Genomic DNA, 13,168 nt, shown 5'->3' with positions numbered 1-13,168 from the left:
ATCATGCATAAAAAAGCCGTGACAGTGAAAACACTATCACGGCTTATCAGACTAACGAATCAATACCGAGAAGAGCCTTACAGCGGCAGGCGTTCGGTCATGTGATACAAAGAGTTACTGCGGCTAAGCATTTGCCCCCCATCCCTTGTCAAAGGAACCCACCCAATCGTTCCCTTGGCAGTTGTGGGGCGGATCATCATAAGATCAAATGGAATCGTGATGTAAATGCCTTTGGTGAAACTGCCTTCCCCATACTCTTCGGCCGACACATCCGTCAAAGTTGCGTATGCTCCCATCACAATCCCGGAGTCAAAGCGCTTGGAGAAATCAAACGTGGCACCCAGGTCACCAGCCAGATAACGCCCGACAGCTACCTTGGCAGTGACATTGTCCATGAAAGGCAACTGCCAATAGCCAGTCAAGTGACCCGTAGCAACGTCGTAATCAGCCATCTTCAGGGTGTTGTTCCAATCACGCTGCTTGACCCAGTTGGTATCCAGACCCAGAGCCCATGACTGACCGAAAGGACGATAAAGCACCTCTCCCCCAACACCGGCGTACATCATTTCCAGATAGCCGCCGTATGCCTGGCCATACCACTCCTGACCAAATTGCTCCATATGTGTTAACTGGAGATTGTTCAAAAGGATATCAGATGAGTCCACATACGATCTCACCCAGGTTCGCACTCTAGGCAACGCATCCGTATCGGCTGGTGGTGTTTTGTAATTAAATTTGTCGTAGTTATTCACAATATTGAAGAACAACGTCCCCTGCAACCAGTCCTTATCGGTAAGACGTAGCTCACTGTTGGCATTAATACCTAGCTGATACATATAAAATGATTCAGGGCCGCCAAAAGATTGAGTCAATACCGGGTCAAATGAATAAGAGAACCATTCAGGTTCAGATTGGTAGCGAAGAGTCCCCTGAACAGGATCTGGTACTTTTTGATGATCTACTGCCACCGTCTCCTGCCCAAGGATTTGAGGCTGGTTAGCCTTTCGCACAGAGTCAAGATCAATCACGGTCTCTTGCAACTGTAAATCACGCTGAAGCTCAATGACTCTCAACTCGTCGACAGTCTCAGGCAGGTGATTAATCGCAACCAGCGCAGTACGATCAATGGCTTCTTGCTGATCTCTGTATTTTTGCTGTTGGCCCAACAGGGTTACCGTGGCCTTATCACTATAAAGCGATGCTTTATTCCAACCAGCATTGCTTTCAAACTGTCCCGCCATAACAGGCCAGTCAACGTGTGATGAATCTACCGGGGCCTTTCCAGCGGTATACACCGGATGGGGCTCATCTAAATGATTCTGACGTAAATCATTAAAGTTCGTGCGAAGAGTGACACCCCACATCAGAGTGTTTCCCCTCTGATAACTAAGATGAGTGTCCATGTAATCAAACAGACGATAAACAGCACCTATATTGATGGGTGACGAATGGTCTATTTTCCCGGCAACTTCATTACTATAATCATTGCCATCATATTCCAGTTTTAACCGGAGTGGCTGCCAAGGTGTTTGGTATTCAACCCCACCAAACAATGCAGCATTGCCATGAAACATATTCTTGGTTTCAAATCTGCCACCACCACTTGAATAACTACTATCGCGGGAACACCAATCATCCTTCCACTCGCAAAAAGGGTTAGTGATATTCCCGCTTTCTCCCATATTCCCCCAGCCCATGCCAAGGGTGAAGTCAAACGGGCCAACACGTTTGCTGCCAACAACATACTCGCTGTCAAACAACCCCGTTCCCATCAGGTCACGGAATCCCAGAGAAATATTCGGGATCCAGGTAGACTCTTCCAGCAACCTGACTTTGACATCCATGCCCTTGTCTTTGTAAGTCTGGTCGCCACTGAATTCGGAGTTGGCACTATAGAGGCGGGTTCTTACGTCGGTATAACGCAAAGTGGCTTCAAGCCAGTTGAACGGCTGCACTGACATGGACCAGCGACGGTACTGATCATCATCAACATAATTGACACTGAATTCACCCGTCTTAGCCATTCTGGCAGTTGGCATTTGCAGCAAGCCAACGCCGCCAAAGTCACTTTGTGATGGCCCTAACGGCTCAAAAATGTCGGCATCGGCGTGGGTTGCAAAGGAGACCATCAGGGCAATCAGTGAGAGTCTTGGGTAGGTCATTTGGGTATCCGATTCGCTAACAACGTCAATATGCGTGTATTCAAGTCTTGATACTGCTCAGGCAGCACACTCGGCGCAAAACCGACAAACAGGGTCGCTCCTGGCATGGCTTCGACATGGCGCTCATTCCAGATAGCAACGGGGATCCACTCAGATTTTCCACTGGGTGAAATCAGATAAGCACCGGTGTCATCACTCCCGGACAAGAGATCCAGCTTCTTCCAGTACTCTCGCAGTCCTGCTGCAGGCAAAACAGGGCCTTCGCCGGGGTGACCAATCAACCCGGCCAGATATATTTGTGAGCGGCGAGGGGCAAGATACAGCTGATAATCCCCCTGCAATACGGGATTGATACCGGAAGGTGCCAGGCTGATATCCGGGTCCACCAGCATTTCGAAACGCCCCGTCAATTGCAACTGCTGTAGCTGTTGATGCAACTGTAAAGCGACATGGGCGAGTTCAGCTTCATCATGCTGTTGCCAGTACGTTGCCAGCAAGGTGAGATCCTTCAATACGGCTTGCTGTTGATACTCAATGTCTTTTTGGCGCGCAGGGGTAGAAATATGCGCAACAGGCCAATAATTATCGTACTGGGAGACCGTCGAGTTTAACAACGCGTCACTCAACAGCATGGACTGGGGGTGGGTCAGTGTTGCTGTCGGTTGGCCTTGCCACCAAATAGACACGGACACATCTGCCATAACGGGGGCAGATCCCAATGTAGCAAGCAATAAGCTATATATTATTTTCATGATGAGTAGGGCTTAAGGAATGTCATTTCGATCATTGGCAACGAAGGGCCTAATTGCTGCTGGAATTTACGAACTTGACCTGTCTGCTCATCAATCCAGAAAAGATTCAGCCATCGCGCTTCATCCGGAGCGGTAACGACGTGCTCTTCTACAATCATCGTTTTATAGGAGTGGTCCATAATATTCAGAACCTCATTGCCCGCCTGCGTGTAATGCATGCTTAAGGGATACCCACTGGTGTATTTTTTCGACCACTCAGCGACGCTATACCACACCATAGATGGCGTCTTGTCTACACGAGAGGTTTTCAATGGATCCTTATCCAAACTCCCCAGATAGCGCAAATCATTTGGTAACCCCACCGTTTTAATCAAGCGCCCATATTGGGTCACAAACATCACACCATCGGCACTCACCCATGACATGCGTGGGCCATCGACATAAGCCAAAATAACCAATGCCTGCGGCACATCTCCCACCTTGATATAGGCACTCGCATAGGGCAATGCTCTTAGCTCAGATGAGGTCAGTACAATATCATCAGGCTTGTTAAACACATAACCAAAGGTTTCAATTGTCTTCTGCATTGAGGTACTGCATCCCGCCAACAAAAGAGTGGCCGACAATGCCAATAATCGAGTGGGGAAATAAGATGAATACTGAGCCACGTGCAATAAACCATCCATGAGGGATAAGAAGAAAAACAAGGCTGCTTGAACCAAGCAGCCTTGCTGAATATTATCGGGTTGACGTGGTAGTGCTGGTGTTGTTGTTGTCGTCATTTGATGCGACAGCTACTGCTACACCGACAGCAACAGCGGCAGCAACACCAACGGCGACCAGAGCTGTCGTTCCAACAGCCGCACCAACACCAGCAGCCCCGGCAGCAGCACCAGCACCGACACTGGTACTAGTACCCGTTGTGCCAGCAGCGGCTACCCCCTCTTCTGCAGCCATGGTATTAGTGGAAACAGCCAGCAGCGCGGCCAAAACAAACGCACTCTTCTTCATCTTATCTTCCTTTTTGTTGACACAGCTAAAACATAACACTGAGAGGATCCCCCCAGCCATATCTAGGGAAGGTGCGAATAAGTCATATGGCACGAGAGCATTTACTGGTAACCCATTGATATTAAATGACTAAAATTTTAATTTTTTGTTCGTGGGATACTTGTTCGCACTTTCCCTAGTATTACTCAAAGAAGGCATCGATTGAACCTTCAATTTCGCCTCCCTGAATATTACTAATCCCTTATCTATCATCTGCAGCGGGATCAGGCTTTGGTTTTATCACCATAGCTATATTGATAATATCCGTAATTACCGTAATAACTGCTGGCTTTCTTTTCTACCGCGTTGAGCAGAATACCCTTGATAGCCACACCATTTTGCTCGAAGCGACGAATCGCCACTTCCACCTCTTTCACAGTCGTCTTGGCAAAACGAGCCACCAGCAAAGACGCCCCGACATGCTGGCCGACGATGGCCGCATCGGTGACCGCCAGGATCGGCGGGGAGTCGACGATGACAAAGTCGTAATGTTCTGCGGCCCAATCCAGCAGCGCTTTGAAGCGAGGATGCATCAGCAATTCTGAGGGGTTAGGTGGAACTGCGCCACGACAGACAAAATCGAGCCCGTCAAAGTCAGTCTTGCTGATCACCTGCATCATCTCGCTTTGACCCGCCAGATAGGCGCTCAAGCCAGCCCCCATCTCTTGCCCCATGACTTTCTGCATATAGCCCTTGCGCAAGTCCGCATCGATGACCAGTACCTTCTTGCCCCCCATGGCCAAGGTGGCTGCAAAGTTGGTCGACACGAAGGTCTTACCGAGGCCAGGGCCAGGACCCGAGATCATGACGATGTTGTTTTTGGCCTCCATCATGGCGAAATGCAGACTGGTACGCAGACTGCGCAGCGACTCCATCGCCAGGTCGGCCGGATTACGGGCGGCCAGCAAGGCTTCATTGAGAGCCATCGCTTTTCGACCTTTCTTCTTCTGCTGCTCTATCTTGGCCTGATCTTCGGAGTAGGGAATAGTGGCGTAGACGGACAGCCCCATCTCTTCCAACTGTTCGGGGCTCTCGACACCCCGGTGGAATGCAGCGCGCACCAGGATAAGGCCCACTGACAACATGCCTCCAAGCAGCGTCGCCAGCACCACGATCAGCGGCTTCTTCGGCTTGACAGCACGGGTTTCGACTGCCGCATCATCGATGATACGCACATTACCGATGGTCCCCGCCTTCATGATATTGAGCTCTTGCTGCTTGTTGAGCAGCTGGACGAAGATCTCCTGGCCCACTTGCACATCACGGGTCAATCGCAAGATATCCTGCTGAGTTTTCGGCAGGCGCTTGATCGACTTGTTGATGTTGTTCTTGGTGTTGATCAGAGTCTGGCGCTTCTCCATCAAGGCGATATAGGCCGGATGCTGACGGGTATAGAGCTGTTGCAGCTCGGCTTCACGGAAGGTCAACTCATTGAGCTGTTTCTCAATCCCGACCATGGTGTCCAGTGCCGCTTTCGCTTCGAGCGACAGATCAACCGACTCGTTCTGTTGACGATACGTATTGAGCAGCTCTTCCGAACGGTTCAAGTCATCTTTGACCTGGGGAAGATGGGTCTGCAGGAAATCCAGGCTCTTCTGGGCTTCTTCGGTCTTGCGCAGCACGTTCTGCTGGAGATAGTTCTGGCTGATGTTATCGAGCACAGCACGAATACGTCCCTTGTCTTCCCCTTCCAAGGCCAGGGAGATGATCCCGGTATTCTTGCCCTTCTCGCTGACCTGAAGACCACTCTGCAGCTCGCCAATCACATCAAGCAAAGGCTGCTTGACCAGGGTAAATACTTGGCCATCTTGTGCGGCAACATCTGCGACGAGCAGGGTCACATCCTCTTTTTCGAGCAGTTTGCCCACCTGTCCTTCGAGTACCCGGCCTTCCACCTCCAGGGTAAAACGGTTTTCTCCGGTCAAGGTCAAGGTGAAGGGAGTACCAATCAGCTCGGGTGCCACCTCAAAACGACTAATCGCCATCTTGGGATAGGGCTGACCCATCAGGCGAGACACACCACGGCCAACCAGCGGGAAGAAATCGGGGGTCACCACGGTATCAAGATGGAGCTCTTGCACTGTGCGGCCAAGCACCATGCGCGAGGTCAAGAGTTCTATCTCGGCGGCGGCATCAGCCTGTTCGCCACCCAGCACATCGGCCATGTCACCGAGAAGAGCGGTGCCGCTGGCCTTTTTTTCCACTTGCAGCAGGGCGTTGGCCTTGAAGACGGGTGTCGCCAGCAAGGCGTAAGCAACACCCATCATCATAAAGAAGCCGGTGATACACACAATCCACCAACGGCCATCGATCAGGTAGCCCAGCAGGCGCCCCAGATCGATCTCATCGTTTTCCACCGCAGCACTATTTTGCCGGGACGAAACAGAAGAAGTCGTCATTACACAGAGTCCATTTTTATTGTCAGATAAACCCGAACACAGACACAGGCTGTGGTTACAGTTTTTTCACCCAGGCATCGGCGCCACGCACCAGCAGTTGGTAAACGTGCTCGTAGGCTTCCCGGCTGAGGCGATAGGGATCTGGCACCTCGCACTCACCCAGCCAATGGCCAAAGAGCATAGTCTTGCCGCGGGCGCCAGGATCAATGGCGGTCACGGCGGAAATATGCCCTTTCTCCATGACAAGGATGAGATCGGCCTCCTGGCACAACGCGCGGTTAAGCTGACGCGCAACATGCCCTTCCAGCGAGACCCCATGTTGCAGGGCTACGTCGTTAGCGACCTGATCAGCAGGCTTGTCGACCAGTGCGCTCACTCCGGCAGAACGGATATCACGGCCGGGCAAACGCTCCCGCAGCAGACGCTCACCCGTCGGGGAACGACATATATTGCCCACACACACGACGAGAATTTTCTCAAACATATTACTGTCACTCTTTCATCTTCAACACGATGCCAACGGCCCCGAGTCAATATCCATTGAGCGTTACCAGTTGCGAACCCGCAACATACCTTCCGTCAACTCGTTAAAGCCATTGATGGAGGGCACCAGCTGACTCAACACGCGGTTCCAGCGCGTCACAGGTGCGGTTGTCACATACACAACGTCATAGGGTTGCAACGCAAACTCCGTCCCCATCACCAGCGCAGTGGCGTCACTCAAATCAAGTTGATAGATGGCGGCTTTCTGCTGTGACTTGCCTGCCGGGCGCAATACGAAAATCCCTGTGGCATTGGCAGCATTCTGGTTCAAGCCCTCGGCACTGCTCAGGGCTTCCGTCAGGCTCATTCCCTCACGACCAATGGTCAAGGTTGAAGCCTTGTTGACTTCCCCCATGACAAACACTTTCTGGGCATCATTGCGCGGCACATAGAGCATGTCGCCATCGCGCATCAGCTGGTTGTGAGAGAGGTCGCCATACTGCAAGAGATCCTGTAGCGACAGCGGGTATTCCTTGCCCTGGCGAGTCAGGACCACATGGTGCCAATCCGCCGTCGGGCTCAAGCCCCCGGCCAGATTGAAGGCATCGAGCAGGGTCATCGGCACATTGGTGATGGGCTGCGCGCCAGGTTTGGCGACTTCGCCTGAGATGTAGACCTTCTGGGAGCGGAAAGCGGCAATGCTGACATCGACCTGTGGGCTTTCAATAAACTGAGCCAACCGCTTGGCAATATCCACACGGATTTCAGATACCGTTTTTCCCACCACGGCGACCTTGCCGATATAGGGGTAGAAGATGGAGCCATCTGCGTGTACCCAGTTACCCGCTTCGCTCGCGCTGCGGTAGGAGCCAGCAGGAATGGTCAACTCCGGGTGATCCCACACCGTCACATTGAGGATGTCGCCAACCCCGATACGGTACTCATAACTGCTGATCTGGCGATTGAGCTCAGGGTTGGCCTTGCCCACCACAGGCGCCTTGCGCAACTCGCTGACCAGTGCTGGCGTCACCGGGTAGACATCGGCCAGTTGATCAACATCAACTGAACCTGTAGCCACCTCGGTTTTGCCACTGGTGGAAAGATTGGTACCGGGCACCACAGTGCACGCACTGAGCAGGGCCACGGCTGACAACATAGGAATGAGCTGAATCCTTTTCACTTCCACACCTTATTAAGCTTGCCATCAATAACTGAACGTAAAAATCGCCGTATGATAGCGGAAATTGCCGAAAATACTGAGAGAAATCTCCCGGGAGACCGCCTATTTTCTCAAAAAATTACGATATACCGACTTGCGGAGACCTCCTGGCAACAATCTTACCGGAACACGTACAAGGAGGTTTTTACAAAGTTGCAATTTATTTATAAACCCAGAATTGTAAAAATCTAGTTGCGCAGAAATTTCTGAACAGGCGTATTTGAAACCGCCACGCCGAATCTCCATACCATTACCTGTTCTGGCATAAACAAGTATCTCAGGTATATTGGCGGTGATAGCGCCATTATTTATCATCCTTACCCACAACGCATAATCTTCATACAAATAGTTATCTTGATAACTACCCGCTTCCAGTACTTTAGATTTACGGTACATCACCGTCATATGATTGAATGGATTCCGAGACTTTGCGTATTCAACAATCTCATCATGATTTATTGGCGGCTTACGATAAGCATGAATATCAGCTTTACTAGATTCAAATTCAGCAATTGCTGTACCAATAATATCTATGTGCTGACGCTGCTGAATAAACGCAATTTGAGTTTTGAATCGCGCAGGATGGCAAATATCATCACTATCAAATCTAGCTACTCACTCATGACTACATTCACGCAGTCCGATAGACAGAGCTTTTCCTAAACCTACATTACTTGCCAATTTAACATTTCTAAACGGCAATTTATCTGAAAATGATGAAATAACCGATTGTAAGTCATCTCCTAACGGCCCATCCTCGACCAAGACGACTTCATCAGGCCTCACTACTGAACTGACGAGGCTATTCAGTGCTTCTTCAAAATCATTAGGAGAATCTTTGTGATACACAGACATCAAAACTGAAAAAAGCATAACAAGGCCTATTTATTTAACACTCAATTTTCGAGAGTCGAAGCTCCAACATAACTATTAGCGCCATTGGAACAAAAACGAATGGAGCCCCTAAATAGAAAAAATATGAAAATCCGAGAATTATATTTGGCAAAACCACATACAAGCCATGATACTTTGATAAATTCAAATAATATAATAAAAAAACAATAATAAGTAAGCTACCAATAAGTCCACCTTCAACTATAGATGTAACAATATGAATGTGTGAGTATATATTGTTTAGATAAAGCGGGGAATTACCTAGCCCTACACCAAGTAATAAAGACGATAAGTCTGCATCACTTAGATAATGAAAGAACGCTTGCAATATAAACAGTTTACTAACAAAACTCCCATCATTAAAAAATGAAGACAATATATAGAATGCTGCAGGAAAAAGACCCCCCATCAAAAATACCAACTTGCCCCTCAAGCTCAACTTTTTGTTAAGCAGAAACATTGAAATTATGACCGAGAAAATAGCAGATCTAGATAAACATGATAACAATATAACAAGAATGATTAATCGCAAAATTGTGGTATTAACAAAAAATCGTTTAGAACAATAATCCAATAAAAAAAATAACGACACGCATACAATAGCTACAGTATTTGAGTCAGCAAACATAACCGTACTAAATTTATACATATAAAAAGCATATTCCGTACCCTGCACCGCCTCCAGAGCTTCTGATGTTGGCATTGCGGGATTTAAAATTCGATACAACGAATCTACAACTAGAATCACCACAATATATTTAGCTGAATTTATAATGGCATTCAATATTGTTGCTATCGAAAAATAACGATATAAACTTACAATGGTATAAAATGAAAATATCCCGCAAAAAAAGTTTATATATGTAGAGTAGTTATTTGAAAACAATACTGTATTCAGTAAAAAATATGCAGCAACCAACATGCTCAATATTAATCCCGCCACACTAACCTTGTTATTATTACGCACTAACATCAATAACAAAAGAGAACTCAATACCGGCTGAAAAATGTAGACGGGGCTGAATTGCGTCAACTTAGCCATATAAAAGACACTAGTCAAAATCAATAAAAACAATAGGTGTTGACTTTTAATTAACACATTGCCACCACATAAATAAGTTATATATGGAAATTATATACTTCTATACAAAGAAATATATTCATTAAACATTCTCGTTGCAGATGCAAGATATGTTGCCTTAGATTGAGGGTCTAATCTACGGTTGGATAATATATCAAGCTTATTTAGAAAGTCATCTTTCGAGCCAAGTTGATAGCACTCTATAGCATCCCCCAAAAATGCCTTCAACTCCAGATGCGGCTCAATATTGCTTAATAGCGCTCTCTTTCCTACCAATATTGCCTCTAAAACACTTAATGGAAAACCCTCTGCCAAAGATGTTGAAACCAAAATATCGCTATCTAATATGTAAGATGCGGGGTTATCAACATGCCCCATAAATTTTATATTCTGAAAAGGACTCAATAAATCATTATAATACTCAAACTCAGGCCCATTACCACATACAGTCAAAGAATATTTTTCATGAAAATCTAACTTTGCATTTAAAAAAAATGTAGCAAGCTCTGAAAAATTTTTTCTTTTAATCAATCTACCCAAAAAAAACAATCGTACTGGTTTTAAATCATAGTTTATAGATATAGCTATCGAATCGTGCAATCCAACAATGCTGACACCATTACGAATCGTTGTGCACTCAATATTTTTGCAGTGAAGATGTTGACTAACAGACGAAGAACACCCAATAACTGATGTTAATTTTTTTAAGAGAAAATAATGAAACTTAGAAAGCCAAAAACCTTTGAGCTTTCCATACTCCATTGGATAGTCTTCATCAGGATAATTATGGACTGTTGATAAAGACTTCAAGCAATTAAAACTTAAAACCTTACATACATAGTTATACATATCTGGGAAAAATCCATGAGAGTGACAAATATCAAACTTATTGGACTTTAAGAACTTACGGATCCATAACAATGATAAAAATGGAATCCTGAAATTAGGAACAAATAAGGTTCTGCAATTTTCAAATATGAAGTCAGATTTTTTCCGCAAACATAAAACTGTAAATTTTACTTCATCATTACTATTCGCTTTAGTTAAATATTTAACAACATTTACAGGACCCGCATTATCATTTGATGGCACAATTAATAAAACATTCACTTGCCAGACCTCCAAATAATTATTTTAGCCCTGATCCTGCAATACATATATTGAGCCTGATAAGGTGAAGCAATTGCAGACATCAAAAACAGGATATACTTCATAGCGCCACTGCTTAATATAGCCCTTTTACATAAAGCATTTGACAAAGAATGTAATTTGAAAAAGGTTGAGTTGTTAATATATTTTGTGAAATTCCCACTATCTGTACACTCAATACCAAACCTCAACCTTTCATTATACAGCTGGCGAACGAAGTTAAATGCTCGACGCTGTGACACACCAAACAGAGTTGATGTTGAACCGTCCCTAATACGTATTTTCATTCCTATGTAACCAGGAATGTTTGCAAATTTATATCCGCTAGTGATCATTCTTAGCAAAAAATCATAGTCCTCGACAGAAGGAAAGCGATAACCATTAAGATTTTTATAAACAGAAGCTCGACACAACCATATATGAGACACCGGCGGACAAAAATAAGCCATTTTATTCAATATCTCAAAATGTTCCGGAAAACGATTAAATGTGCCAGTTGCAACACCACGTTCATTTATTGTCTCTAGATCGCACCCTACCAAATCCACCTCGGGATGTAGAAGAAGATAGTTGATTTGTTTCTCTATGCGGTCAGGATAAGCAATATCATCGCCATCAATTCTGGCAATAAACTCACCAGAAGCATAGCTTAATGCCTTGTTCAAGGAATATACTATTTTTTTGTTTTTCGAGTTTCTTAGAATTTTAATTTTTTTATTTTTAGAAAAGTTATCAATCAATACTCTATAGGTGTCATCTGTTGATGAGTCATCAACTATAATTAGTTCAAAATCCTGATAAGTTTGATTTAGAATTGAATTGACCGCATCTAGTATATAATTACTGACATTATATACTGGCATTATCACACTAACAGTTGGTGATTTTTCATTCATAGAAATTAGGCCATTAATCGTTTAATATCAAGCTGCAACCAAAGTATTCACAAGCAATTTCTCTTTTAATCCCGGAGAAAGTTAATACGCAACCATTTCCATAAATCATAGGAATACTTATAAATAAACAAAAGATTGCACCGCTTCAAAAAATAAGCGATTTTTAATATTTTAAAACTTGACTTAAATATTTTCCCATTGATATCTGGATATAAATCGAATGCAAGTTTAATTCTATCTATTTCATTATGATAGTGCAATGCAAACTGTAATTTCACACCAAGTTTAAACACTTCTAGTTCGTTAGAATATAAACTTAATCGCCCATTATCTACTAGATAGTGCTCAGTCAGCATTACAATTCCAATCAAATCTTCAAGTGCTTTTTTACTATAGCTTTTAGTTAAAGCATTTTCATTTATTTTATTATAATGATAAAGAGGGGTGTTTATATGGATAACATTTCTTGCATTATTGAAAACTAAAAATGTAACAAGAAAATCCTCCCCCATATCGTATTCATCATAAAAACGTATCCCATTCTCATGAAATAAATTTGCTTTTACCAACTTATTCCAACAGGAATTAGACACATGTCCTAGCAATAGATTTTTAACACATACAGGACCTTCACTAGCTACCTTCTCACAAACAACATGTGTTTTGTTATAACTTTCAACGAAATAATCGCACACAGCAACATCTGCATCACATGAAATAGCTTTACTATATAAATTTTCCAACCAATTAAGTTCAACCCAATCGTCACTATCCAAATGTATTATATAATCACCTGTAGCTAATTCCATACCTTGAGCACGAGTAGCTGCGACACCGCGATTCTCACGACTAATGAGAATTACTTGACTATACCTTTCAGGATAACGAGAAATTACTTTCTCAATTACGTGCCGTGAGTTATCTTTTGAACCATCATCAATAATTATAACTTGTATATCATCTAGAGTCTGTTCCATTAAGCTGACTATTGCTCGTTCAACATACAACTCGGCATTATAAACAGGAACAATTACAGATACTTTAGGTATAGGAGAGGAGGAAATATTTTGATTATGCATTTTC

General features: G+C 44.8%; 13 protein-coding genes. All 13 read right to left on the bottom strand.

Annotated features, from left to right (window positions below; genetic code table 11):
- Nucleotides 1-77: 77 nt before the first annotated feature.
- The 13 genes from I6L36_RS20280 to I6L36_RS20220 all read right to left on the bottom strand — a co-directional run bounded on the left by I6L36_RS20280 (nucleotide 78) and on the right by I6L36_RS20220 (nucleotide 13,164).
- Entirely contained in the window at nucleotides 78-2,162 is a 2,085-nt protein-coding gene (locus I6L36_RS20280; RefSeq protein WP_216986869.1) for a YjbH domain-containing protein, read from the bottom strand.
- Complete coding sequence (locus I6L36_RS20275; RefSeq protein ID WP_216986868.1) at nucleotides 2,159-2,863, bottom strand: capsule biosynthesis GfcC family protein; 705 nt, start codon at nucleotides 2,861-2,863, stop codon at nucleotides 2,159-2,161. Before I6L36_RS20275 ends, I6L36_RS20280 begins: the two co-directional genes overlap by 4 nt.
- 47 nt (nucleotides 2,864-2,910) lie before the next feature.
- Nucleotides 2,911-3,501, bottom strand: a complete 591-nt coding sequence (locus I6L36_RS20270) for a YjbF family lipoprotein (protein WP_216986867.1) — start codon at nucleotides 3,499-3,501, stop codon at nucleotides 2,911-2,913.
- Between the two features lie 151 nt (nucleotides 3,502-3,652).
- Complete coding sequence (locus I6L36_RS20265) at nucleotides 3,653-3,925, bottom strand: hypothetical protein (protein ID WP_202016548.1); 273 nt, start codon at nucleotides 3,923-3,925, stop codon at nucleotides 3,653-3,655.
- A gap of 263 nt (nucleotides 3,926-4,188) precedes the next feature.
- Entirely contained in the window at nucleotides 4,189-6,363 is a 2,175-nt protein-coding gene (locus I6L36_RS20260; RefSeq protein WP_216986866.1) for a polysaccharide biosynthesis tyrosine autokinase, read from the bottom strand.
- Nucleotides 6,364-6,418: 55 nt separating this feature from the next.
- Nucleotides 6,419-6,847: a protein tyrosine phosphatase gene (locus I6L36_RS20255; RefSeq protein WP_113736231.1), complete on the bottom strand. Its 429-nt coding sequence runs from the start codon at nucleotides 6,845-6,847 to the stop codon at nucleotides 6,419-6,421.
- Nucleotides 6,848-6,910: 63 nt separating this feature from the next.
- Nucleotides 6,911-8,026 (bottom strand): polysaccharide export protein, encoded by a 1,116-nt coding sequence (locus I6L36_RS20250; RefSeq protein ID WP_273545716.1) that lies wholly within the window; start codon nucleotides 8,024-8,026, stop codon nucleotides 6,911-6,913.
- A 102-nt stretch (nucleotides 8,027-8,128) separates the two neighbouring features.
- On the bottom strand, nucleotides 8,129-8,461 hold the full coding sequence (locus I6L36_RS20245) for a hypothetical protein (RefSeq protein ID WP_216986864.1): 333 nt from the start codon (nucleotides 8,459-8,461) through the stop codon (nucleotides 8,129-8,131).
- A gap of 219 nt (nucleotides 8,462-8,680) precedes the next feature.
- Complete coding sequence (locus I6L36_RS22320; protein WP_367948949.1) at nucleotides 8,681-8,920, bottom strand: glycosyltransferase; 240 nt, start codon at nucleotides 8,918-8,920, stop codon at nucleotides 8,681-8,683.
- Between the two features lie 34 nt (nucleotides 8,921-8,954).
- On the bottom strand, nucleotides 8,955-10,001 hold the full coding sequence (locus I6L36_RS20235) for a hypothetical protein (RefSeq protein ID WP_216986862.1): 1,047 nt from the start codon (nucleotides 9,999-10,001) through the stop codon (nucleotides 8,955-8,957).
- A gap of 90 nt (nucleotides 10,002-10,091) precedes the next feature.
- Nucleotides 10,092-11,150, bottom strand: coding sequence for a glycosyltransferase family 4 protein (locus tag I6L36_RS20230; RefSeq protein WP_216986861.1), 1,059 nt, complete (start codon nucleotides 11,148-11,150; stop codon nucleotides 10,092-10,094).
- Entirely contained in the window at nucleotides 11,147-12,085 is a 939-nt protein-coding gene (locus I6L36_RS20225) for a glycosyltransferase (protein ID WP_216986860.1), read from the bottom strand. Before I6L36_RS20225 ends, I6L36_RS20230 begins: the two co-directional genes overlap by 4 nt.
- A 65-nt stretch (nucleotides 12,086-12,150) precedes the next feature.
- On the bottom strand, nucleotides 12,151-13,164 hold the full coding sequence (locus I6L36_RS20220; protein WP_216986859.1) for a glycosyltransferase: 1,014 nt from the start codon (nucleotides 13,162-13,164) through the stop codon (nucleotides 12,151-12,153).
- Nucleotides 13,165-13,168 lie beyond the last annotated feature (4 nt).

The sequence above is a fragment of the Aeromonas sp. FDAARGOS 1406 genome (assembly GCF_019048565.1).
GTDB classification, from domain to species: domain Bacteria; phylum Pseudomonadota; class Gammaproteobacteria; order Enterobacterales; family Aeromonadaceae; genus Aeromonas; species Aeromonas caviae.
The sequence above is the reverse complement of the archived record's forward strand: the minus strand, read 5'-3'. Positions and strand labels throughout refer to the sequence as shown.

Bases quoted from the DNA above. Each gene is read 5' to 3' on its own strand.
- I6L36_RS20245 (WP_216986864.1), bottom strand. From the start codon at position 8,461: ATGTACCGTAAATCTAAAGTACTGGAAGCGGGTAGTTATCAAGATAAC.
- I6L36_RS20265 (WP_202016548.1), bottom strand. From the start codon at position 3,925: ATGAAGAAGAGTGCGTTTGTTTTGGCCGCGCTGCTGGCTGTTTCCACT.
- I6L36_RS20235 (WP_216986862.1), bottom strand. From the start codon at position 10,001: ATGGCTAAGTTGACGCAATTCAGCCCCGTCTACATTTTTCAGCCGGTA.
- I6L36_RS22320 (WP_367948949.1), bottom strand. From the start codon at position 8,920: ATGTCTGTGTATCACAAAGATTCTCCTAATGATTTTGAAGAAGCACTG.
- I6L36_RS20270 (WP_216986867.1), bottom strand. From the start codon at position 3,501: ATGCAGAAGACAATTGAAACCTTTGGTTATGTGTTTAACAAGCCTGAT.
- I6L36_RS20275 (WP_216986868.1), bottom strand. From the start codon at position 2,863: ATGGCAGATGTGTCCGTGTCTATTTGGTGGCAAGGCCAACCGACAGCA.
- I6L36_RS20225 (WP_216986860.1), bottom strand. From the start codon at position 12,085: ATGAATGAAAAATCACCAACTGTTAGTGTGATAATGCCAGTATATAAT.
- I6L36_RS20255 (WP_113736231.1), bottom strand. From the start codon at position 6,847: ATGTTTGAGAAAATTCTCGTCGTGTGTGTGGGCAATATATGTCGTTCC.
- I6L36_RS20220 (WP_216986859.1), bottom strand. From the start codon at position 13,164: ATGCATAATCAAAATATTTCCTCCTCTCCTATACCTAAAGTATCTGTA.
- I6L36_RS20280 (WP_216986869.1), bottom strand. From the start codon at position 2,162: ATGACCTACCCAAGACTCTCACTGATTGCCCTGATGGTCTCCTTTGCA.
- I6L36_RS20260 (WP_216986866.1), bottom strand. From the start codon at position 6,363: ATGACGACTTCTTCTGTTTCGTCCCGGCAAAATAGTGCTGCGGTGGAA.